The organism is Clostridium sp. USBA 49 (assembly GCF_900167505.1).
GTDB classification, from domain to species: domain Bacteria; phylum Bacillota; class Clostridia; order Clostridiales; family Clostridiaceae; genus Clostridium_AT; species Clostridium_AT prolinivorans.
Genome location: NZ_FUYD01000001.1, coordinates 245,050 through 268,658, shown reverse-complemented (window position 1 = coordinate 268,658; position 23,609 = coordinate 245,050). Strand labels below are relative to the sequence as shown.

At 27.4% G+C, this 23,609-nt stretch carries 18 protein-coding genes and 2 riboswitches; of the genes, 15 read left to right on the top strand and 3 right to left on the bottom strand.

The window, feature by feature from the left end; translation table 11 throughout:
- Positions 1 to 2: 2 nt before the first annotated feature.
- Positions 3 to 125, bottom strand: a riboswitch (cyclic di-AMP (ydaO/yuaA leader).
- Between the two features lie 244 nt (positions 126 to 369).
- The 5 genes from B5D11_RS01190 (at position 370) to B5D11_RS01170 (ending at position 5,146) form a co-directional block, all read left to right on the top strand.
- Entirely contained in the window at positions 370 to 1,974 is a 1,605-nt protein-coding gene (locus B5D11_RS01190) for a flagellin N-terminal helical domain-containing protein (RefSeq protein WP_078681216.1), read from the top strand.
- 225 nt (positions 1,975 to 2,199) lie between these two features.
- Positions 2,200 to 2,376 (top strand): DUF3606 domain-containing protein, encoded by a 177-nt coding sequence (locus tag B5D11_RS01185; protein ID WP_078681215.1) that lies wholly within the window; start codon positions 2,200 to 2,202, stop codon positions 2,374 to 2,376.
- Positions 2,377 to 2,553: 177 nt separating this feature from the next.
- Positions 2,554 to 2,730, top strand: a complete 177-nt coding sequence (locus B5D11_RS01180; RefSeq protein ID WP_078681214.1) for a YjfB family protein — start codon at positions 2,554 to 2,556, stop codon at positions 2,728 to 2,730.
- Entirely contained in the window at positions 2,723 to 2,953 is a 231-nt protein-coding gene (locus B5D11_RS01175) for a hypothetical protein (RefSeq protein WP_143327664.1), read from the top strand. Before B5D11_RS01180 ends, B5D11_RS01175 begins: the two co-directional genes overlap by 8 nt.
- A 408-nt stretch (positions 2,954 to 3,361) precedes the next feature.
- A complete protein-coding gene (locus B5D11_RS01170) occupies positions 3,362 to 5,146 on the top strand; it encodes a methyl-accepting chemotaxis protein (protein WP_078681212.1) in 1,785 nt (594 codons plus the stop codon).
- A 171-nt stretch (positions 5,147 to 5,317) separates the two neighbouring features.
- Here B5D11_RS01170 and B5D11_RS01165 read toward each other — a convergent pair whose 3' ends face one another.
- Entirely contained in the window at positions 5,318 to 6,418 is a 1,101-nt protein-coding gene (locus B5D11_RS01165) for a PRK06851 family protein (protein ID WP_078681211.1), read from the bottom strand.
- Between the two features lie 268 nt (positions 6,419 to 6,686).
- Here B5D11_RS01165 and B5D11_RS01160 point away from each other — a divergent pair, with 268 nt between their 5' ends.
- The 4 genes from B5D11_RS01160 (at position 6,687) to xylB (ending at position 12,170) form a co-directional block, all read left to right on the top strand.
- A complete protein-coding gene (locus B5D11_RS01160) occupies positions 6,687 to 7,865 on the top strand; it encodes an iron-containing alcohol dehydrogenase (protein ID WP_078681210.1) in 1,179 nt (392 codons plus the stop codon).
- A 238-nt stretch (positions 7,866 to 8,103) separates the two neighbouring features.
- The gene (gene xylA, locus B5D11_RS01155; protein WP_078681209.1) at positions 8,104 to 9,423 is read left to right on the top strand and encodes a xylose isomerase; all 1,320 of its coding nucleotides are present in this window, start codon (positions 8,104 to 8,106) and stop codon (positions 9,421 to 9,423) included.
- Between the two features lie 62 nt (positions 9,424 to 9,485).
- Complete coding sequence (locus B5D11_RS01150; protein WP_078681208.1) at positions 9,486 to 10,637, top strand: ROK family transcriptional regulator; 1,152 nt, start codon at positions 9,486 to 9,488, stop codon at positions 10,635 to 10,637.
- A 33-nt stretch (positions 10,638 to 10,670) separates the two neighbouring features.
- Complete coding sequence (xylB, locus tag B5D11_RS01145) at positions 10,671 to 12,170, top strand: xylulokinase (RefSeq protein ID WP_078681207.1); 1,500 nt, start codon at positions 10,671 to 10,673, stop codon at positions 12,168 to 12,170.
- 117 nt (positions 12,171 to 12,287) lie between these two features.
- Here xylB and B5D11_RS01140 read toward each other — a convergent pair whose 3' ends face one another.
- The gene (locus tag B5D11_RS01140) at positions 12,288 to 13,472 is read right to left on the bottom strand and encodes a cation diffusion facilitator family transporter (protein WP_078681206.1); all 1,185 of its coding nucleotides are present in this window, start codon (positions 13,470 to 13,472) and stop codon (positions 12,288 to 12,290) included.
- Between the two features lie 338 nt (positions 13,473 to 13,810).
- On the opposite strand from B5D11_RS01140, the gene B5D11_RS01135 reads away from it, so the two are divergent.
- The 6 genes from B5D11_RS01135 to zupT all read left to right on the top strand — a co-directional run bounded on the left by B5D11_RS01135 (position 13,811) and on the right by zupT (position 22,319).
- A complete protein-coding gene (locus B5D11_RS01135) occupies positions 13,811 to 15,112 on the top strand; it encodes a M18 family aminopeptidase (protein WP_078681205.1) in 1,302 nt (433 codons plus the stop codon).
- 66 nt (positions 15,113 to 15,178) lie between these two features.
- A riboswitch (Lysine riboswitch) is annotated at positions 15,179 to 15,349 on the top strand.
- A 234-nt stretch (positions 15,350 to 15,583) separates the two neighbouring features.
- Entirely contained in the window at positions 15,584 to 16,879 is a 1,296-nt protein-coding gene (lysA, locus tag B5D11_RS01130; protein WP_078681204.1) for a diaminopimelate decarboxylase, read from the top strand.
- Positions 16,880 to 17,215: 336 nt separating this feature from the next.
- Positions 17,216 to 18,865 (top strand): hydroxylamine reductase, encoded by a 1,650-nt coding sequence (hcp, locus tag B5D11_RS01125; protein WP_078681203.1) that lies wholly within the window; start codon positions 17,216 to 17,218, stop codon positions 18,863 to 18,865.
- A 280-nt stretch (positions 18,866 to 19,145) separates the two neighbouring features.
- Positions 19,146 to 20,003, top strand: coding sequence for a DUF368 domain-containing protein (locus tag B5D11_RS01120; RefSeq protein WP_078681202.1), 858 nt, complete (start codon positions 19,146 to 19,148; stop codon positions 20,001 to 20,003).
- An 86-nt stretch (positions 20,004 to 20,089) separates the two neighbouring features.
- Positions 20,090 to 21,301: an MFS transporter gene (locus tag B5D11_RS01115; protein WP_078681201.1), complete on the top strand. Its 1,212-nt coding sequence runs from the start codon at positions 20,090 to 20,092 to the stop codon at positions 21,299 to 21,301.
- A 217-nt stretch (positions 21,302 to 21,518) separates the two neighbouring features.
- On the top strand, positions 21,519 to 22,319 hold the full coding sequence (gene zupT / locus B5D11_RS01110; protein WP_078681200.1) for a zinc transporter ZupT: 801 nt from the start codon (positions 21,519 to 21,521) through the stop codon (positions 22,317 to 22,319).
- A 212-nt stretch (positions 22,320 to 22,531) separates the two neighbouring features.
- On the opposite strand, the gene cax is transcribed toward zupT, so the two are convergent.
- The gene (gene cax / locus B5D11_RS01105) at positions 22,532 to 23,578 is read right to left on the bottom strand and encodes a calcium/proton exchanger (RefSeq protein WP_078681199.1); all 1,047 of its coding nucleotides are present in this window, start codon (positions 23,576 to 23,578) and stop codon (positions 22,532 to 22,534) included.
- Positions 23,579 to 23,609: the final 31 nt, after the last annotated feature.

The following is a 23,609-nucleotide window of genomic DNA, read 5'->3' as shown; positions in this document are numbered from 1 at the left end:
AAAATCCTCCTCTATTATGCTTACGAGGTTAGTTGACGGGTTAGGGCATAGAGTTCCCTTCATTAAGATTCACCCCAAATTTTATCCCCCGTTCTACAAATAAGTAGATTCAGCAAATATAAACATTATATATTATAAATTAATATTTACTTTTATGCAAACAAAAAGTTTGCAATTTTTTAAATTTGTAAATTTATACAAATATAAAATTTATTATTAAAGCAGATTTAATACAATTAACTATAAAAAATTAAAAAAATTTTTTAAAATATATAAAGTATTAAAAAAACTCTTCGATAAATGAAATATAAAACAATACAATAAAAATGAACAAGGAAGTTCATAAAGGATTAAAGGGAGGTAAATAAAATGATAATTAACCACAATATGAATGCAATGAATGCTCACCGTCAGTTGGGCATGAACACTGTAAATGCTGGAAAGTCTATGGAAAAACTTTCATCAGGTCTTAGAATAAATAGAGCAGGAGATGATGCAGCAGGACTTGCAATCTCAGAAAAGATGAGAGCACAAATCAGAGGTCTTGACCAAGGTGTGAGAAACGCACAAGATGCAATATCAATGATTCAAACAGCAGAAGGTGGCTTAAATGAAACTCATGCTATTCTTCAAAGAATGAGAGAACTTTCTGTTCAATCAGCTAATGCTACAAATACTGATGAGGATAGAAATGCATTACAAAATGAAATTTCACAATTAAAAAATGAAATTGACAGAATTGGAAATAACACTGAATTTAATACGAAGAAGTTATTAAATGGAAGCTTATCAGGAAGCGCTAGTGGGGGCGAAGGTAAATCACTTGGAAACGCAACATCAGCTTCAATTGAAACTGGTGATTTTAACCCAGCAAACTTTACTTCAGGTTCAACAACAAATTTTCAAGTTAAACTAGATGGACATACTTTTAATTTAATGGGAGTTGATAGTACAGATAGTTTTGCATTTTTTAATGATTTAGAAAGTAAGTTAAAAACTGCAATAGATGCACATAATACAAGCAACCCAAATGATAAGGTTGAATATGCTAAATTTGAAATAATTGTTACAGATGCTACCAATATGAATTTCAAGATAACAAGCGGGACAACTGGTTCAAAGTCTGAAATTTCAATAACTCCACTTGAAGATAATAGTAACACTACTGCTCAGGGACCTACTGATATGCAACATCTATTGACAGATGGTGCTACTCCAACATTAGGTTCAGATGGTAAATTTTCTAAAGACTTAACAGGTTTAACAAATTCAAGTATATTAAAGATGAGCTTTAATGGAAACGCAATAGATGTTAAGTTAGCTGACACAGGTACAGGAACATATAATGAAGGTGATGATATTAAAACCCTTGCGGAAAAATTAAAAACTGATATAAACGATGCACTAGATCAATATAAGACTTTAACAGGAAAAGATTTTGGAACTGTAGATGTGACTGTTGAAGATGGAAAAATAAAAATTACATCAAGCAATTCAGACACAGTTTCATTTGAAATATTTAATGATGAGAACGGTGTAGCGGACAAATTAGGTTTATCAAGTGTTGCATCAGGTAATCAAGGAGGATTAGATTTCCATATAGGTGCAAATAAAGGACAAAGCATAAATTTACAAATTAACAATATGACATCATCAGGGCTTGAAATAGCAGATGTTGATATATCAACAAAAGATGGTGCAAACAATGCTATTACAACTATAGACGCAGCAATAAAGAAAGTATCAGATGAGAGAGCAAAACTTGGTGCTGTTCAAAACAGACTTGAACATACAATAGCTAACCTTGGAACATCAAGTGAAAACTTAACAGCAGCTGAATCAAGAGTTAGAGACGTAGACATGGCTAAGGAAATGATGAGCTTCTCAAAGAACAACATCCTTGCACAAGCTGCACAAGCAATGCTAGCACAAGCTAATCAACAACCACAAGGTGTTTTACAATTATTAAGATAATAAGTATAATTAGGAGTCAGGGGAGATACTCTCTGGCTCTTTTCTTAAAATGTATATTTATATTATATAGTAATTGTATTTATCTTAAAATTCGATTTTTGATTAATTAAGTCTTGAATCAATTGGTTAGACAGTTTAGAAAGATTTACTTAACATTGGCAGAGATTCTTGGAGATTTGAAAAGAATTATATGGAATAAAGTATAATTAGGAAGGGGGTGTAATAATGCCAGATAATAAAAGTATAACACATCCATTGGATGCAAAAAGAATAGATATTAATGATCTATCTGAAGTAAAAAATTGGTGTAAAGCATTAGGATGTACAGAATCAGAGTTAAAAGCAGCTGTTAGAGCAGTTGGCACATCAGCAAAAGCAATTAGAGAATATTTGGAAAAATAAATTATCAAAAGTGTAAAGGTCATTACCTTTGCGAGTTTATAAAACCACAAGGTGATGACCTTTTTGGGACAATAGTGCCACCCAAGTAACAAGTGACAAACTTAAAACATAGGAAAAAGAGTTAGAACAAATCTTAAGTAATTGCTGCTATTATAAGAAATGAAGGAGGCCATTACCATGGACATAGCTTCTATATCAATTAACCTAAATCAAGCAAAAGTAGCTCAAGAAACAAGCCTTGCAGTAATGAAGCTTGCGATGGATACAGGTAAACAAACAGCAAATGAAACTGTAAAGATGATAGAAGAGAGTATAGACCCAAACTTAGGAAAGATAATAGATGTAAGTGTGTGAATATATGGATGAAAAAGAAGAATTAATACAAGAGCTTCAAAGAGTAAAATATAGAATACAAATCCTTGATATGATAGAGGAGCGACTATTAATTATGAGGCAATTAGCTGAAGTTGTAAGAGATAATAAATTAAATGAAAATAAAATAAGAGAAATAAATCAAAGGATAGAAAAGTTAGTTAATGAGATAAACTCATTAGATGAGGAAAGTAGGGAAGTATAATAAATCCCACTCTCATCCACCAAATTTAAACAACATATTGATACGATAGATAGAAGCCTTGAGAAATCAGGGTTTTTGTTTTTGTACCAGAAATTTACTTGGATGCGAGGGGAATATGATGCAAAAAAGTGTTAGCAAAAGAAGGAAAATGGGTGGATGTATAGAATATAATAAGGGAAAATTTTATTTAATTTTTAAAATTTATGTTAAAATATTTTTGTGAATAAAATATTTTTTTGATATAGACGGATGTTGAGGTAATGGCTATGCTACTTTATAAAAAATTAAATTAAAAATTTAAAATATAAAAAGGTTTTTAAGAATATGTGTCGAATTATAAATAAAGTAAATGTTTGCAAAATAAAATGACTTAAAAGTGTCAAATTTACTATTTAGGGGGAAGGAACAGTGAGCATAAAGATTTTTAAGCAAAAAAACAATAAAGCTAAAACTAAAACAAAATCTAAAACTCATTTAAATTTTAAAAAATTTAAATTTAAAGGCATAAATTCTATGACTTTAAAGTCAAAGCTTTATACAGCTTTTGCAATATCTATAATCTGCAGCATTATAATAAATTCTATAGGTATATCAAATATTAATAAAATAAATATGCAGTCAAAAAAAATGTATGAAAAAAATTTAAAAAGTATTGATATATTACACAGCATAAGAGAAAGTATTTTTTTAGATTTAAGTGTAATGGATAATTTGGTTATATATCAAAGCGATATAAATATAGATAAATTAAAGAAAAGCGAAGAAAAGTTAGATGAACTTATAAAAGAGTTTCAAATTCTTTCAGAAGATGAGGCAAATAAGAAATTATTAAATTTACTTATTGAAAGTTTTAATCCATATAAAGAAAGTAAAAAAGAATTTATTGAAAACTGTAAAAATAGTGATAATAACGCTATAAAAGTATCAATGTTAAAAAGTTATGCAAATCAGATAGACTTAACATTAGAAAGTATAATAAATTACAATCAAAAGCAGGCAGATGCAGCTAATAAATATAATAATGAAATTTATAATAATGTAATAAGAGTATCTTTTATAGTACTATTTGGATCAATAATATTATTAATTGTTATATTAATTGTTATTTCAAATAACATTAATTCACAGCTTAAAAAGACTTTAAATTTTGCTAATGTATTAAAAGAAAAGGATTTAAGCAAAGACATTGAAATTAATGGAAAAGATGAATTTTCAAAAATTTTAGAAGCCTTATTAGAAACTAAGAAAAGTATTAAAGATATTATAGAAAATGTTATTAGTACTTCTCAAGAGATGGGGGCTTCAAGCGAAGAATTATCAGCAACAATTGAGGAAATAACTTCTAAAATGGATGAAATAAATATAAATACTCAAACAATAGTAAAAGGTTCTGAGGAACTAAATGCTTTAACAGAAGAAGTAACTGCATCAACTTTAGAATCTAAAGAAATTATAAATAAATTATCTGAAAAATCACAGCTTGGAAACAAAATATCTAAAGATATTGAAAAAAGAGCAATAGATATTAAAGAAAAGACAAATGAATCTTTAAATGTTGCAGATAACTTATATAAAGTAAATCAACAAAAAATAATAGATGCTATTAATGAAGGTAAAATAGTTAGTGAAGTTAAGATGATGGCAGATACCATAGGACAGATTGCAAAACAAACTAATTTATTATCATTAAATGCAGCTATAGAAGCAGCTCGTGCAGGAGAACAAGGAAGAGGATTTGCAGTAGTGGCTGATGAGGTTAGAAAGCTTGCAGATCAATCCTCTAAAACTGTTATTCAAATTCAAAGTATAGTTGAAAGAGTTCAAAGTGCATTTGATAATTTGGCTAATGCTTCAAATGATATATTAAAATATATAACAGAGGATATAATGACAGATTATAAGTTATTTGTAAATTCAAGTAATCAATATGCTGAAGATGCTAAACTTATAAGTAATGTATCTAATGAAATTGCAAAATCAGCTTCTGAAATTGCTTTATCAATAGAACAAATAGGAAATGCTATGCAAAATGTTTCATCTACTACTGAAGAAGATTTGAAAAATTCAGAGCTTATATCTTCAAGCATTTCAGAAACTGCAAAAGCTTTAAATGAAATATCTAAAACAGCTATAAATCAAGCTGAAATGTCTGATACATTAAATAAACTTATTAATGAATTTAAACTAGACTAATTTATAATAGACTATTGCAAAATGGTGTTACAGTATTTGAAAGCCTTTAAATTCAATGATTAGAATTTTGCTTATAAAAAAAGGAGAGCAATTTATTTATTGTTCTCCTTTTTTTATTATATAATATTAAAAAAATAATAAAAATCATTAAAATAAATAGGTAAAAGATATTTATTTTTGATTTAAATAGTCTTTTTCGTAAGATAAAAATTTATTTATCATTTCATCTGTAAGTTTATTAAGTTTATCAAAATCCATATTAGGAATATAGTATTTTTCCATCTCATCATGAAGAACTTTTGCAGAAGATATTATTTTAAGACCTTTATTAAGAAGTTCATAAAATGTATCTGAAACTTCTTTTATTTCATTTTTGTTATTAATTAATATTGTTGAATTTAAGTAATTATCCATATATATTTGATGGCCTTCAAGTTTTTTGTTATTTATTTCGTTTGATGTTACAACTGCTGTACTAATCTCAGGAATAAATATATGTTCAATTCTTTCAGGAATAAGAGGATCGTGGAAAAATTGAACATCATAACCTCTTTTTAATGCTTCTTTAGAAATAAAATCAAGTATTTTAGTTTTCCCAGTTCCAGGGCCTCCATTTAAAACATAAATATTTTGGTAATATTTTAATATATTATCAATGTAAGTTACTATACCATTAGGAGTAAATGCTGTTATAAATAAATGTCTATCAAAACCATATATATTTTTTGAATCTGTAAAAATTTTATCTTTAAGTTCATCTTTAAGTTTATTAAGTTTAACAATATTTAAAGCTTCATTATTGAATGAAGTCCAATCATCATGAACTGATTTTGCAGCAGCTATAAATCTATAAGCTCTTTTAAATGTTTTTCCAATTTCTTTATTTATTTCTATAATATTATTTCTGTATTTTTTAAAACCTTCTTCATTCCAATATTGTCCCATATTAAGTATTTCATCTACTGCACCAGGATTTATTGGATCTACTACATGAGGAGAAGTTCCATCTAGTATTGCTACATTTAAGCCTTTAACAACAACTCCATCTAAAGAATTATTGTCTGAAGAACAATGATGTAATTCTATATCATATCCTTTTTCATTAAAATAAACTGCAAGTTTTTTCATAAGTGAAGATTTACCTGTACCTGGGCCACCTTTTATGCATATAATTCTTCTGGCTTCTTCTTGACTTAGTATATACCTGTAAAAAGAATAAAAACCCTTGGAAGTGTTGCCTCCTGCAAAATAATCAACAGTTTTACCTTTCATAAAATCACACTCCTAAAAATCAAATCATTATATTATATGAATATATGAAAAAAGTGTGCATGGAAAAATTTTCAATATTAATAAATAACTTATTTTTTAAATTGATTTTAAAACTTATTTAAAAAAATATATAAAAAATATTGAATAAATAAAAAACAATAAGTATAATAAAACTGTGGAAAGTTTTTCCTTGAATGTATTCGTTTAATGAAAAATAGGAGGGATTTTTCTGATAAATAAAAGTTAAATACTAAAGGAGGCAAATTTTATGAATTTTAATTATTATATACCAACAAAAATACTATTTGGTCCTGGAAAATTAAATGAACTTGAAAAAGAAACACTCCCTGGAAGAAAAGCTTTAATAGTTATTTCTTCAGGAAATTCTATGAAGAAAAATGGATATCTTGATCGTTTAATACAAATATTAAATAAAAAAGGAATTGAATATGTTATTTTCGATAAAATATTACCTAATCCTATCAAAAGTCATGTTATGGAAGGTGCAGAAATTGCAAAAAAAGAACATTGCGATTTTGTAATAGGACTTGGAGGAGGCAGTAGTATTGATTCAGCAAAGAGTATAGCTGTTATGGTAAAAAATCCAGGAGATTATTGGGATTATGTAAGTGGGGGTTCAGGAAAAGGACTTCCTGTAAAAAATGAGGTACTTCCTATTGTTGCAATAACAACAACAGCTGGAACAGGTACTGAGGCAGATCCTTGGACTGTTATAACAAAAGAAGATACAAATGAGAAAATAGGTTTTGGTATACCAAGTACTTTTCCAACATTATCAGTAGTAGATCCAGAACTTATGCTTACAGTTCCAAGTCATCTTACAGCTTATCAAGGGTTTGATGCTCTTTTTCATTCAACAGAAGGATATATTGCAAAAATAGCTAATCCAATTAGTGATGCTTTTGCTCTTAAAAGTATAGAATTAATAGCAAAATATCTTCCTATATGTGTAAGAGACGGTAATAATATTGAAGCACGTACTCAAGTAGCTTTAGCTAATACTTTATCTGGTTTGGTAGAGTCAATATCAAGTTGTACATCTGAGCATTCTATGGAACATGCTCTTAGTGCAAATCATCCTAATCTTCCTCATGGCGCAGGGCTTATTATGTTATCTGAATCATATTATACATTCTTTGCATCTAAAGTTCCTGAAAGATTTATTAATATGGCAAAGGCTATGGGTGTTGATGTAGATGCTATTAAAGAAGAAGACCGTCCAATGTCATTTGTAAAAGCATTAGTTAAGCTTCAAAAAGACTGCAAAGTAGAAAATATTAAAATGTCTGATTATGATATTTCAAAAGATGAAATTGCTAATTTAGCTGAAAATGCACGTAGTACTATGGGAGGATTATTTGAAATAGATCCATATAAATTATCATTAGAAGAAACTATAGAAATTATGACTAAAGCATATAAATAATTTTATTTTAGCCTTATATTATTTAAAGTAGCCACAAATCAAGTGTTTTCGTTAAACTTATTAAATATTAAACAAACGAAAAACATTAAGATTTGTGGCTATTGCAATTTTTTAAAAATATTTTTAAAAATACTTTTAAAAATATTTTTAAAAACTATTGAAAAAATATTTAGAATATAGTAATATAAAAATATAAAGAGTGAAAACAATTTCAAATTACGATATGGAGGGTTTAAACATGAACGAATATTTTAAAAATGTACCTACAATAAAATACGAAGGGAAAGATTCTAAAAATCCTTTTGCTTTTAAGTATTACAACCCAGAAGAAGTTGTGGGTGGAAAGACTATGAGAGAGCATTTAAGGTTTACAATGTCTTATTGGCATACTTTAACTGCCAATGGTTCTGATCCATTTGGAGTAGGGACTTACGAAAAACCTTGGGATGGAGAAACTGATCCAATGAAAGTAGCTAAAATGAGAATGGAAGCTGCTTTTGAATTTATGAATAAACTAGGCATAGATTATTTTGCTTTTCATGATAGAGATATTGCTCCAGAAGGAAAAGATTTAGCTGAAACTAATGCAAATTTAGATGAAATAGTTGCATATTGCAAAGAATTAATGGCAAAAAATAATAAAAAACTTCTATGGGGCACTGCAAACATGTTTACTAATCCAAGATTTGTACATGGTGCTGCTACAACTTGTAATGCTGATGTTTATGCTTATGCAGCAGCTCAAGTTAAAAAAGCTTTAGAAGTAACTAAAGAACTTGGTGGAGAAAACTATGTATTCTGGGGAGGAAGAGAAGGTTACGAAACTTTATTAAATACTGATTTAAAACTTGAACAAGATAATTTAGCTAGATTTTTCCATATGGCTGTAGATTATGCTAAAAAGATAGGATTTACTGGACAGTTCTTAATAGAACCAAAACCAAAGGAACCAACAAAACATCAATATGATTTTGATGTAGCTACTGTAATGTCTTTCTTACAAAAATATGATTTAGATAAATATTTTAAAGTAAATATAGAAGCTAACCATGCTACATTAGCAGGACATACTTTCCAGCATGAAGTAGCTTTAGCAAGAATAAATGGAATGCTTGGAAGCTTAGACATAAATCAAGGAGATCCAAATTTAGGATGGGATACAGATCAATTCCCAACTAATATTTATGATGCAACTTTACTTATGTATGAAGTTTTAAAAAATGGTGGTATAGCTCCAGGTGGATTAAACTTTGATGCTAAAGTTAGAAGAGCTTCATTTGAAGTAGAAGATTTATTCTTTGGATATATCGCAGGTATGGATACTTTAGCTAAAGGTTTAAAAATTGCATATAAAATGTTATCAGAAGGTGAATTTGAAAATACAGTTAAAGAAAGATACAAAAGCTTTAGTGAAGGAATTGGTAAAGATATTATTGAAGGAAAAGCTGATTTTGAGTCATTAGAAAAATATGCATTAAATAATCCTGTTATTAAGAATAAATCTGGTAGACAAGAATTTTTAGAATCTAAATTAAATCAATATATATTGAATGAATAAAATAGTATAATATAATGTAGAGGCAAAAGTGTCTCTACATTATATTTATAAGTGGTGATGAAATGATAGCTTTAGATCATAGTGATATTAAAACAAACAATAAAAAAAGAATAATAAATCTTTTATCAAAAGAAAGAGAACTTACAAAACTTGATATATCAAGAAAATTAGATATAAGTGTTCCAACTGTAACAACCATTGTAGGAGAACTTATAGAAGAAGGCATTGTTGAAGAAGCTGGAGTTGCAACATCTACAGGTGGAAGAAAGCCTGTTATAATAAGATTTTTACCTGATTCAAGATATAGTATTGGTATAAATTTAGAAAAAGATTATATAAGAGCTGTTCTTACTAATTTAGATAGCAAAATAATTGAAGAAACAAAAAAAGAGTTAACTGTACTTACAGAAGATGAAATTTTAGATATTATGAAAATGTTAATAGAACATTTAATGAATTTTAAAGAAGATATAAAAGATAAGCTTTTAGGTATAGGAATTTCTTTGCCTGGTATTATAAATGAAGATGAACTTACGCTTGAAGTTGCAACTAATTTTAGACTTAAAAATATATCATTTAAAGAGCTTAATTCTTATTTTAATATTCCAATATTTTTAGAAAATGAAGCAAATGCAGGAGCTATTGCAGAATCTAAGCTTGGTATAGCAAAAGATCTTAAAAATCTTATATATGTATCTATTACCGAAGGAGTTGGCGGAGGTATATTTATAGATAATGGTATGTATAAAGGCAAAGATAAAAGAGCTGGCGAAATTGGACATATGTGTATTATTAAAAATGGAAGGCAATGCAACTGTGGAAGAAAAGGATGTTGGGAAACTTATGCATCTAATCGTGCTTTAATAAAAGATTATAATAAAAAATCAAGTGAAACTGTAAAAAGTATAAATGAAATAATTAAAAGATATAATCTTGGAGAAGAAAATGCTATTTATGTAATAGAAGAATATATAGATAATTTAGCAGAAGGAATACAAAATCTTATTTTTATATTTAATCCAGATTATATAGTAATCGGAGGAGAAATTAGCAAGTATTCAGATATATTTAGTAAAAAACTTTCAAATAAAGTTTTTAACAGTAATGAATTCTATAAAGAAGGAGATGTAAATATATTATTTTCTTCTTTAGGAGATGATTCAAATATATTAGGAGCAGCACTTATACCTATTTTAGATAAATTTGGGTTTTAAATAAAAATGGAATTATATGGGTGGAGGTTAATTATGAATTTTTTAGGAATAGATTTAGGAACTTCATCGGTTAAAATAGTTATTATGAATGAACAAGGTCAAGTAACAGCATCAGTTTCAAAAGATTATGATGTAATTTATAAAAAGGTAGGCTGGGCTGAGCAAAGACCAGAAGACTGGTGGAATGCTACAAAAGATGGAATAAGAGAGGTTATTAAAAATTCAAATACAGATGGGAAAAGCATTAAAGGAGTAGGTTTCAGCGGACAAATGCATGGACTTGTGCTTTTAGATAAATATGGTAATGTTTTAAGACCAGCTATTCTTTGGTGTGATCAAAGAACACAAGAAGAATGTGATTATTTAAATTATGAAATTGGTCAAAAAAATATATCTCTTTATACGGGTAATAAAGCTTTAACAGGTTTTACTGCACCAAAGCTTTTATGGGTAAAAAAACATGAAAAAGAGATATTTAATAAGATAGCACATATACTATTACCTAAAGATTATATAAGATATAAATTAACAGGACAATTTGCAACAGATGCATCAGATGCATCAGGAATGCTTATGCTTGATGTAAAAGAAAGAAAATGGTCAAAAGAAATGCTTGACATACTTGGAATAAAAGAAGAAGTTCTGCCTAAAGTTTATGAATCTTGGGAACCTACAGGTAATATTACTAAGGAAGTAGCAGAATATACTGGACTTACGGAAGATACTATAGTAGTTGCTGGAGCTGGGGATAATGCAGCAGGTGCAGTAGGAACTGGAGTTGTAAAAAGTGGGAATTTATTAATTACTCTTGGGACTTCTGGAGTAGTATTTGCAAGCAGTGATAATTACGAAGTAGATGATGAAAATAGATTACATTCTTTTTGCCATTCAAATGGAAAATGGCATCAAATGGGAGTTATGCTTTCAGCAGCTTCTTGCTTGAAGTGGTGGATAGAAAACATAAATAAAAAATTAGAGAGTGATTCTTTTGATAACCTTTTAAATGAAGCTGAAAAATCACCAGTTGGAAGTAATGGAGTTATTTTCCTTCCGTATTTAATGGGAGAAAGAACTCCATATAGCGATCCTGATGCTAAGGGAGTTTTCTTTGGACTTAATATGACAAACACTAGAGGAGATATGACAAGAGCAGTTTTAGAGGGAGTTTGTTTTGGACTTAGAGATTCTCTTGAAATATTAAAAAGCTTAAATGTTCCAATTGAAGCTGTTAGAGTAAGTGGAGGAGGAGCAAAAAGTCCTTTATGGAGACAAATTTTAGCTGATATATTTGGAGTAAAGGTTCAACTTATAAGTTCTAAAGAAGGTCCTGCTTATGGGGCAGCTATATTAGCAGCAGTTGGCTGTGGATTGTACTCTACAGTAGATGAAGCCTGTGAAAAACTTATTAAAGTTACAGACTCAATAGATCCAATTTTAGAAAATGTTGAAAAATATAATAAATATTATGATATATATAAAAAACTATATCCATCATTAAAAGAATCTTTTAAAGAAATAAGTAAGCTTCAATAATATAAATAAAGCCTCTATAATTCAAATAAAATTTTTTTATCTTGATGATTGGTTAAAACTTCAATAATATAAATAAAGCTTCTATAATATATTATAGAGGCTTTATTTAGTGCGCATTTATAATACAGTAAATTCTTTATCAATAGTTATTAATGCATTATATTTTGGATGAATTTTTTTTAGTTCTGAATTTATTTTATTTTTAATATTTTCTTCATCTTCATCTTTAAAACCTTTTGTATGCTGTACAACAACATCAAAAATTAAATTTTTATAATCACCATCTCCAACTACTCTAAAATCATGAAGAGATTTAACCATAGGAATTTTTTTAATTATATTTTCTAATTCTTCTTTAGCTTTATTTATTTCTTCACTATTTGTATTTATAGGATCCATGTGTATAACTAAAAATATGTTAAGTTTTTTAGAGAGCTCCTTTTCAGCTTTATCTATTATTTCGTGTATTTCAACTATAGAAATATTACAAGGTACTTCTGCATGAATAGAAGCCATACAGCGTCCTGGACCATAGTTGTGTATAACTAAATCATGAACACCACTTATGTGATTATAACTTAAAACTCCTTTTTTTATATTTTCAACAAGTTCTGGATCTGGTGCTTCTCCAAGTAAAGGATTTAAAGTATTTTTAGTAAGTGAAAAACCTGAATATAGTATAAATAAAGCAACTAAAATTCCTATATAGCCATCAATAGGTAAAGTAGTCCATTTGGATATTAAAAGAGAAAAAGCTACACAGCTAGAAGTAAAAACATCTCCAAGAGCATCCAAAGAAGATGCTTCAAGAGCTCCAGAATTAATAGCTTTACCTATAAATTTATTAAATTTACTTAACCATATTTTACCTAATATAGATATTAGTATAAGTATAAAAGGAATTAACTCAAATTTTACATAACTAGGATTAATTATTCTATCAAAGGAAGATTTAATAAATTGAAAACCAACAAGCATTACCATAAAAGAAACTATAAGTGCAGATAAATATTCAATTCTTCCATGGCCAAAAGGATGCTCTTGGTCAGCAGGTTTATTTGCAAGTTTAAAACCAACTATAGTTATAACTGAAGATGCAGCATCAGAAAGATTATTAAAAGCATCAGCAGTTACAGCTATACTTTTAGAAATAATACCTACTGAAAGCTTTATAGTAAATAAAATAACATTAACTATAATGCCTATTATTCCACCTAAATAAGCATAGGCAGTTCTAACTTTTTCATCTTTTGTATTTTTATAATCTTTAATGTATTTTGATACTAAAAATTGAGACAGCATTTTTAACACTCCTAAAAATTATAATATTTTTAATATATCATATAATACAAATATTTCAATATTATTAAACAAAATACTGGAAAAATATTATGGAATTTTGATATACTTTAAATGTATTTTATTATTTATATATATTATATGTAATTGAATAACTTTTAGATATTAATAATTAAAACTAAATATAGATTAGTAAAATAATATTATAAAAAGTTTTTATAATATTAAATGCTTTAATGTATTTTAATGTGTAATTAATAATATTAAAACAATTTAATCTATAAATGTGCTAAAGTATAAATTAAGTTATTTTATATTCACTATATCAGGAGGAAAAATATATGACAAATGAAATAAAATTTGCACAAAATTTAATAGACTTTATTTATGAAAGTCCAACTGCTTTTCATGCGGTAGAAAGTGTAAAAAAAGTTCTTTTAGATAATGGTTTTAAAGAACTTAAAGAAGAAGAAAGATGGAAGTTTGAGAAGAATGGAAAATATTTTGTAACTAAAAATGATTCTGCTTTATTTGCCTTTATACTTGGAAGTGGAAGTATTACTAAAAAAGGCTTTAGAATTATAGGAGCACATACAGACTCTCCAAGCTTTAGAATAAAACCTAATCCAGAGATTATTTCAGAAAATGCATATATAAAGCTTAACACAGAAGTTTATGGAGGACCTATATTAAATACTTGGTTTGATAGACCTTTATCTATTGCTGGAAGAGTTATAGTAAAGGGAGAAAATATATTTTATCCAAAGACAAAGCTTGTTAATATAAATAAACCAATTTTAATAATTCCTAATCTTGCAATACATATGAATAAAGATGTTAATAAGGGTATGGAAATTAATACTCAAAAGGACACACTTCCTCTTGTTTCAGTTATAAATAATGAGCTTGAAAAAGAAAATTATTTATTAAATATTATAGCATCTGAGCTTAAAATAAATGTAGAAGATATTTTAGATTTTGATATTTTCTTATATGAATATGAAAAAGGAAAAATTATAGGACCAAATGATGAGTTTATATCAAGTTCAAGATTAGACGATTTAGCTATGGTTCATGCTGCTCTTTATGCACTTGTAAATACTAAAGAGAGCCAAAATTTTAATGTGCTTGCTTGTTTTGATAACGAAGAAGTAGGAAGCTCAACAAAGCAGGGAGCAAATTCAGAAATTCTTGCCAATATTTTAGAGAGAATAGTTTTAAACTTAGGAGGAGATAGAGAGGACTTTTTTAGAACAATTGCAAGAAGTTTTATGATATCTTCTGATTTAGCCCACGCTGTTCATCCCAATGCAGGAGAAAAAGCTGATCCTATAAATAGACCAATTATAAATAAAGGACCAGTTATAAAGTTAGCTGCCAATCAAAGTTATACTACTGATGCTGATTCATTAGCAGTTTATGAGCAAATTTGTAAAAAGGCAGAAGTTCCTGTTCAAAAATTTGTAAATCGTTCTGATGCTCGGGGAGGATCAACTATAGGTCCAATATCTTCGACACATATAAACCTTCGTTGTGTGGATATGGGAACGCCTATACTTGCTATGCATTCTATAAGAGAATTAGGAGGAGTTTTAGATCACACTTATGTATCTAAATCTTTTGAAGAATTTTATAAATTATAAAAAAATTATTGAAATATTTATTATATTGTGTTAAACTTACTTTAATTTAATAAAGTTTATAGCTTTACCTAGGGTAGAGGTGCTGTAACTAATAGTATCTATGCTGAGCCGGCGGGCAAAGAAGCATAGGGAAAGGAGTTATAGCCGAAGGGAAAATATCCGCAAGAGTTTTCCCTGGCATTGTATAAAATATATACAATGCTGTCATCATGAAAATGATGGAGAGCTACAAGGTACACGAAAGGTTGCGTATAAATACTTTTTTATGCAGCAAAGGTGTCCCTTTGCTGCATTTATAATATATTTAATTATAAATGATTATATTATAAAAATCTTTTTATTAAAGATTTACCCATTATATATGGATATAATAGAAATTTAAAAACATTATAAATAGTAAAAATTAATTTACAGCTTATTGTGGGTTAATCATACTTATATAAAAATTTAAATATAGGAGAGGTAATATTTATGGAACTTTTTGGAACTAGTGAAATAAAAAATAATGAGCTTTATATAGGCGGAATAAGTACAGTTGAACTTGCGAAAAAATATGGTACACCGCTTTATGTTATAGATGAAGCTTTTGTAAGAAGAAAATGTCAAAGATATTTTAAATCTTTTAAAGTTAAGGAAAGAGGTAATAGAGTTGCTTACGCAGGTAAGGCTTTTTTAATATTAGCTATGTGTCAGCTTATAAATGAGGAAGGGCTTTGCCTTGATGTAGTATCTGGAGGAGAGCTTTATACTGCAATTAAAGCAGGTTTTCCACTTTCTAAGGTTTATTTCCATGGTAATAATAAAACATTAGAAGAAATTGATATGGGAATAAAAAATGAAGTAGGCAGATTTGTTGTAGATAATTTTTATGAAATAGAAAAAATAAATGAAATTGCAGCTAAATATAATAAAGTACAAAAAATACTTCTTAGAGTTACTCCAGGAATTGAAGCTCATACTCACGAGTATATAAAAACAGGACAAATAGATTCAAAGTTTGGTTTTACTATTTTAAATGATAATACTTTAAATGCAGTAAAGAAATCAATTGAGCTTCCTAATATAGAACTTGTAGGTCTTCATTGTCATATAGGTTCTCAAATTTTTGATATAAAACCTTATGAAGATGCAGCAGAAATAATGATGTCTTTAATAGCAAACATAAAAAAGGATTTAGGCTATGAACTTAAAGAATTAGATTTAGGTGGAGGTTTTGGAATTCATTATAGAAGCGGCGATAATCCAAAAAGCATAGAAGATTTTTGCTCAGCAATAATAAATAAAGTAGATGAAATGGCTGAAAATTTAAATATTAATATTCCTATTTTAACTATAGAACCAGGAAGATCTATAATAGGTAAGGCAGGAACTACTTTATATACAGTAGGTTCTATAAAGGAAATTCCTCAAATAAGAAAATATGTTTCAGTAGATGGAGGTATGACAGATAATATAAGACCAGCTCTTTACAAAGCAGAGTATGAATGTATTATAGCAAATAGAGTTGAAGATGATTTAAAAGAAAAAGTAACAATTTCAGGAAAATGCTGTGAATCTGGAGATATATTGTTAAATGATGTTAATATACCAAAAGTAAAAAGCGGAGATATTCTTGCAGTTTTATCTACAGGTGCTTATGGATATTCTATGTCAAGCAACTATAATAAAATACCAAAAGCGGCAGTAGTATTTGTAAAAGATGGGAAATCCAGATTAGTATGCAAAAGACAAAGCTATGAAGATATAATAAATAATGAATTATTATAAAGGCAAGGAAATACCTTGTCTTTTTTTATGTAAAATTATTATTTTACTATATTATGATTATCTTACAAAAGGCCTTTTTATTAAATGATGACTACTATATATAAAATAATGCAAATTTAGAAACATTATAAATTGAATGGTTAAAATTAATTTACAGCTTATTACAGATTAATCATATTGTTAATATTAATTTTAAAAATATTTATATAAAAATATAAAATCTGTAATATATGTTACGGATAAATTTTTAGCTATTTGATAATATATATTATGTAAGTTACAGAAATTATTTAAAGGTTAAAAATTTTATTACATAAATATGAGGAGGAGATAAAAATGAGTATGTTTTGTTATCAATGTCAAGAAACAGCTGGAGGAAAGGGCTGTACATTTAAAGGAGTTTGCGGTAAAACTTCAGATTTAGCAAATATGCAGGATTTATTAATGTATATATTAAAAGGTATATCTGTTGCCAATGTAAAAGCAAGAGAGCTTGGAGTTAATAAACCTTTTACAGATAAGTTTGTGTTTAATGGATTGTTTATGACTATTACAAATGCAAATTGGGATAAGTCAAGATTTTTAAATGAAATTAGAGAAGGTATTAAATTAAGAGATGAAATAATAGCTGCAGTTAAAAGTGCAGGAGGAGTTATAGAAAGTAACTATGAAGGTTTAACTTGGACTGGAGAAACAGATGCAGAATTAGAAGCTAAAGCTGAATCAGGAGATGTAAGTATTCTTCAAACAAAAGATGAGGATATAAGAAGTTTAAGAGAACTTTTAACTTACGGAATAAAAGGTATGGCTGCTTATGCAGAACATGCATTTAATTTAGGATTTGAAGATAAAAATATATATGAATTTATGCAAAGAGGACTTGCAGCAACAACTGATGACAATTTAGGTGTTAATGAATATGTATCTATGGTATTAGAGTGCGGCAAGTATGGAGTAGATACTATGGCACTTTTAGATAAAGCTAATACTTCTACTTATGGAAATCCAGAAATAACTAAAGTTAATATAGGAGTTAGAAATAATCCAGGAATACTTGTAAGTGGACACGATTTAAAAGATTTAGAAATGCTCCTCGAACAAACAGAAGGAACTGGAGTGGATGTATACACTCACTCAGAAATGCTTCCAGCTCATTATTATCCAAAATTCAAAAAATATTCACACTTTGCAGGTAATTATGGTAATGCTTGGTGGAATCAAGATAAGGAATTTGAAAGTTTTAACGGCGTTATATTAATGACTACTAACTGTATAGTGCCTCCAAAAGCTTCATATATTAATAGAATGTTTACAACTGGTGCAACAGGAGTTTCTGGAGTTAAACATATAGAAAAGAGAGAAGATGGAACAAAAGACTTTTCAGAGCTTATTAAACTTGCAAAAACATTACCAGCTCCAACAGAAATTGAAAGCGGAGAAATAGTAGGTGGTTTTGCTCACGCTCAAGTTTTACAACTTGCAGATAAAATTGTAGAGGCAGTTAAAACTGGTGCTATAAAAAGATTCTTTGTTATGGCTGGATGTGATGGAAGAATGAAGAGCAGAAATTACTATACAGAATTTGCTGAAAATCTTCCTAAAGATACAGTAATATTAACAGCTGGATGTGCAAAATATAGATACAATAAATTAAATCTTGGAGATATAAATGGAATACCAAGAGTATTAGATGCTGGTCAATGTAACGACTCTTATTCTTTAGCTATTATAGCATTAAAGCTTAAAGAAGTATTTGGACTTGATGATGTAAATGAACTTCCAATATCCTATAATATTGCTTGGTATGAACAAAAAGCTGTTATAGTACTTTTAGCACTTTTATATTTGGGAGTAAAGAACATCCATTTAGGCCCAACATTACCAGGATTTTTATCTCCAAATGTAACTAAAGTTTTAGTTGAAAACTTTGGAATTGCTGGAATAACAAATGTTGAAGATGATATTAAAATGTTTATGGGTGAATAAATAATTTAAAAAAGACGGTTAAAGTTAATTTATATTGCTTTAATCGTCTTTTTTGTATGTTTATTAAAATACAATTTAATAACTTAACATTATCTTATAGCAAAATATTAACTATATTTTTATATATTGATTAATATATAGATAAGTGTAATTAATATATGAACATACTTATAAAGTAAAAGTATTAGTATATAATTAGTATACAAGCTTTACAAATAAAATTTATACCTTTATAATTTTTATATGTATTATTTAAATATAAGTTTTGGAGGAGTTGAAAATGAAACATATAGTAAATTTTTTTAAAGGTATAGTTGTAGGAATAGCTACATTAGTACCTGGTGTTAGTGGAGGAACAATGGCGATAGTATTAGGTATATATGATGATTTAATACATGCTGTTGCTTCTTTTTTCAAAGATATAAAAAAGCATACAATTTTTTTATTTGAAGTAGGGTTAGGAGCTCTTTTAGCACTTTTACTTTTTAGTAGATTATTAGAAAATGTTATAGAAAAGTATCCTGAAATTATGGGATTTTTGTTCATAGGTATAATATGTGGAGGTCTGCCTGTATTATATAAAAAAGCAACAGAACAAAAAAACGATTGGAAGGATTTTATTTTCTTAATATTAGGATTTATAATTGTTTTAATTATGTCTGGAGATTCTGAAACAACAACTGCACTAGCTACATCTAAAGGATTTTTAAGTATTGTTTTTTTATTAATTGGAGGAATTATTATAGCAATAGCTTTAATTCTGCCTGGAATAAGTGCATCTTTTATGCTTTTAAGTTTAAATTTATATAATATTACATTAAGTGCTATTAATAATAGGGATATACCTTTTTTAGTACCTTTGGGTATAGGAGTAGTTGTAGGAACTTTGGCAACTGCAAGAGCCATAGAGAAACTTCTTATTAAATATCCAGGAAAAACATATATGCTTATATTGGGATTTGTAATTGGTTCATTAATTCCTGTATTTCCTGGCATTCCTAAAGAAATTTTAAATATGAATACTTCAATTGAAGCTTTAAAGCAAGGCATATTTACTTTAATAATTTCTCTTGGGGTTTTAATAATAGGATTTTTATCAATAACTTGGTTAAGTAAAAAGGAAATAGAAGAAAAATAAAAATTTAAGTATAATATTTAAAAAGTAAGATATATTAACTTATATAGATTAAAAAATAATATTGCTCCAACTAAATAGGAGGAACTATGTGTAAAGAAGCAAAGATACTACTAGTTGTAAGTACTCTATTTACCTTTGCTATAGGATTATCATCTATATTTGTTAATGTATTTTTTTGGAAACAAACATCAAATTTTATAATTATTGTATTATTTAATTTAATACAGTATATTTTAACACCTTTTGCTTTTATTGCAGGAGGAATTATAGCTAAAAAGAAAAATGGCATTTGGTGTTTAAGGATAGGCCTTTTTATATATGCTGTTTCTTATGCATTTATTTTATTTTTAGGTAAAAACGGCGGCATTTATATTTATCTTGTAGGCATGCTTTTAGGTATGGCAGCAGGATTTTATTGGCTTGCTTTTAATACATTAAGTTTTGATTTTACTTGCATGGATAATAGAGATACTTTTAATGGTTTCAATGGGAGTTGTACAGGAGCAGCTGCAGCTGTAGCTCCTATAACTGCTGCTTATATTATAAGCAGATTTAATGGTACAAAAGGGTATAATTTTGTATTTATATGTACATTATCATTATTTATAATATTAATATTTATTAGCTTTACTTTAAAATGTAAAAGTTATGGCGATAAACTTAATATGAAAAAAGCTTTTTCACGAAATTGTGAAGAATGGAATATAATAAGAAAATCTACTTTTTTTTGGGGATTTAGAGATGTTATAATAGCTTTTATAGTGAATATATTAATAATAGAAACAACAAAAAGTGAACTTTCTCTTGGAAAACTTACTTTTATTGCTTCACTTTTAACTTCAGCATCTTATATACTTGTACAAAAGATAATAAAGCCGCCTAAAAGAAAATTTGCTATATTCTTAGGCACTATTGGATCTTTTATATCAATTTTAGGTATAACTTTTAAGATAACTTATAGTACTTTGTTCTTTTATGTTATTATGGATGCATTTTTTCTTCCATTTTTTTTAATACAGCTATCTTCTTCAACTTTTAATGTTATAAATAGTAATCATGATGAAGATATGAGAATAGAATATATGATTAATAAAGATATTGCTATAAACAGTGGTAGAGCTATTAGTGCTGTAATATTAATAGTACTTTTAATTATATTTAAGAATATATCTGTACTTAGAATATATTTAGTATTTATATGTATACTTCCTTTGATATCTGGATACTTTTTATCTAAATTAAAACATGTTTTATATGGTAAATGTATACATCAATGCGAAAAAATAAATAAAAAATAAATTATATAAACTTCCTATAAATTTAATTATTAAATTTATAGGAAGTTTATTTTTTTATAAATATAAAGTATAATATATTTAACAATAATTATTATCAAATATATTATATATAAATAAAATTATTTTTAAAAACAAACTCATAGTATTATAGAATTATCATTTTGTTATATTTAGTTTATATGCTAGATATTTATATAATATATAAAGGAGGGAATATATGTCAACACAAACTATTTTATTTGCTTTTGCTACAACTCTTTTAGCAGGGTTATCTACGGGGATTGGAAGTTTAATAGCTTTCGTTGCTAAAAAAACAAATACAAAATTTTTATCAATAGCATTAGGATTTTCAGCAGGAGTTATGATTTATGTTTCATTTGTTGAAATTTTTTCTACAGCTCAAAAATCTTTATCAATGCAAGCAGGAGAAAAAATAGGAAATATTTATACTGTACTTGCTTTTTTTGGTGGTATGTTTATTATTGCAATTATAGATAAATTAGTTCCAGATTTTGAAAACCCACATTCTATGCAAAGTGTAGAAGATTTAGAAGATATACAAAAAAATAATAATTTATTAAGAATGGGAGTTATGTCTGCACTTGCTATTGGAATTCATAATTTTCCAGAAGGATTGGCAACATTTACAGCATCATTAAAAGATCCAAGTCTTGGTATACCAATTGCAGCTGCTATAGCTATTCATAATATACCAGAAGGTATAGCTGTTTCTATTCCTATTTATTATGCTACAGGTAATAGAAAAAAGGCATTTTTATATTCTTTTATTTCAGGACTTTCAGAACCTATAGGAGCTTTAGTAGGGTTTTTAATATTTATGAGATTTTTCAATGATTTTACTTTAGGAATTGTTTTTGCAATGGTGGCTGGAATTATGGTTTATATATCATTAGACGAACTTTTACCAGCAGCAGAAAAATATGGAGAGCATCATTTATCTATATATGGAGTTATATCAGGAATGATTGTTATGGCAATAAGTTTAATAATTTTATAATTTAGATTGTAAAACTTCATACCCTTGTGGTCGAGAATGTAAATTTTTTAAGTTAGGGGAGTTCTATACTCCCCTAACTTAATATTACACTAACTTTTAATTTTGAATGTATAGTTTTAAATGGCATTAAAAATCAAAAAAAATGTCTATAGACGCAATATCTGTTAAGCCCAATTTACTTTTAGGTTAGGTAAGTTCACATTAATAATTAATTATGAAATATGATAATATGCAAGTGTAATCATAATATAAATGGCAATAAGTATAGCACCTTCTAACCAATAAGTTTTTCCATCTTGGAATACAAAATAAGACATACCTACTGCAATAAGTGCAATAATAATTTGAAATGTAGTAAATATAAGTGTAATAGGTACTGCAGTAAAAAAAGCATATATAACTAATACTGGAGTTACAAAAAGAGCCATTTGTATGCTGGAACCTATGGCTATCTCTAAACTTAAATTTATTTTATTTTTAAGAGAACTCATTATTGCAGAAATATTTTCACCAATATTTCCAAGTATAGGTATAAGTATAATTCCTAAAAATTCTTGAGAAATATTATAGGTGTTAACTATATATTTAACATTTACAATAAGTTTTTCACTTATTATATAAAGTAGTATAGATTCTATTATTATACCTAAAAATAATATCTTTATATTTTTGCCTTTTTTTGTTTCTTTAATTTCTTTTGTGTCACTAACTATAAATAAATTGCTATGGGTATAAAGTGAAAATATAAGACCTAAAATATAGACTAATATAAGTACTATTGCTACCTTTACGCTTATTTTAGATGCAGATGTTATTGTTAATGTACTATATTTATTTAATGAAGTCATGACTATTATAGCAGACATAGCAAGAAGAAGCATATTAAAATTTGTCCTAGCTGTTAATTTATTAAATACTTGTTCTTTATATTTAATTCCTCCAAAAAATATAGAAATTCCTAAAACAAGAAGTATATTCCCTATTATTGAACCAATAACAGATGCTTTTACCATTGGAATCATTCCATATTGAATGGAAAGAAGTCCCATCATAAGTTCAGGAAGATTTCCAATAGTAGCTGTTAAAAGTCCTCCTTTTTTTTCTCCTATTAATTCAGATATATCATAAGTAAAATCACCAAGTAAAATAGCAATTAAAACTATAGCAATGGAATACAATAAAGAATTTAATAAAATTGAAGAAGTTTTAATTATAGTAAAAATTAATGATATTGATATAAAAATATAAAATTTTTTCATACAGGCTACACCTTGTTATTATTAATCTCTT

What these genes read in the sequence shown, in the direction of transcription:
- lysA (WP_078681204.1), top strand. Translation starts at nt 15,584, where the DNA reads ATGGAACTTTTTGGAACTAGTGAAATAAAAAATAATGAGCTTTATATA.
- cax (WP_078681199.1), bottom strand. Translation starts at nt 23,578, where the DNA reads ATGAAAAAATTTTATATTTTTATATCAATATCATTAATTTTTACTATA.
- B5D11_RS01160 (WP_078681210.1), top strand. Translation starts at nt 6,687, where the DNA reads ATGAATTTTAATTATTATATACCAACAAAAATACTATTTGGTCCTGGA.
- hcp (WP_078681203.1), top strand. Translation starts at nt 17,216, where the DNA reads ATGAGTATGTTTTGTTATCAATGTCAAGAAACAGCTGGAGGAAAGGGC.
- B5D11_RS01180 (WP_078681214.1), top strand. Translation starts at nt 2,554, where the DNA reads ATGGACATAGCTTCTATATCAATTAACCTAAATCAAGCAAAAGTAGCT.
- B5D11_RS01185 (WP_078681215.1), top strand. Translation starts at nt 2,200, where the DNA reads ATGCCAGATAATAAAAGTATAACACATCCATTGGATGCAAAAAGAATA.
- zupT (WP_078681200.1), top strand. Translation starts at nt 21,519, where the DNA reads ATGTCAACACAAACTATTTTATTTGCTTTTGCTACAACTCTTTTAGCA.
- B5D11_RS01140 (WP_078681206.1), bottom strand. Translation starts at nt 13,472, where the DNA reads ATGCTGTCTCAATTTTTAGTATCAAAATACATTAAAGATTATAAAAAT.
- xylB (WP_078681207.1), top strand. Translation starts at nt 10,671, where the DNA reads ATGAATTTTTTAGGAATAGATTTAGGAACTTCATCGGTTAAAATAGTT.
- B5D11_RS01135 (WP_078681205.1), top strand. Translation starts at nt 13,811, where the DNA reads ATGACAAATGAAATAAAATTTGCACAAAATTTAATAGACTTTATTTAT.
- B5D11_RS01150 (WP_078681208.1), top strand. Translation starts at nt 9,486, where the DNA reads ATGATAGCTTTAGATCATAGTGATATTAAAACAAACAATAAAAAAAGA.
- xylA (WP_078681209.1), top strand. Translation starts at nt 8,104, where the DNA reads ATGAACGAATATTTTAAAAATGTACCTACAATAAAATACGAAGGGAAA.
- B5D11_RS01165 (WP_078681211.1), bottom strand. Translation starts at nt 6,418, where the DNA reads ATGAAAGGTAAAACTGTTGATTATTTTGCAGGAGGCAACACTTCCAAG.
- B5D11_RS01115 (WP_078681201.1), top strand. Translation starts at nt 20,090, where the DNA reads ATGTGTAAAGAAGCAAAGATACTACTAGTTGTAAGTACTCTATTTACC.
- B5D11_RS01190 (WP_078681216.1), top strand. Translation starts at nt 370, where the DNA reads ATGATAATTAACCACAATATGAATGCAATGAATGCTCACCGTCAGTTG.
- B5D11_RS01120 (WP_078681202.1), top strand. Translation starts at nt 19,146, where the DNA reads ATGAAACATATAGTAAATTTTTTTAAAGGTATAGTTGTAGGAATAGCT.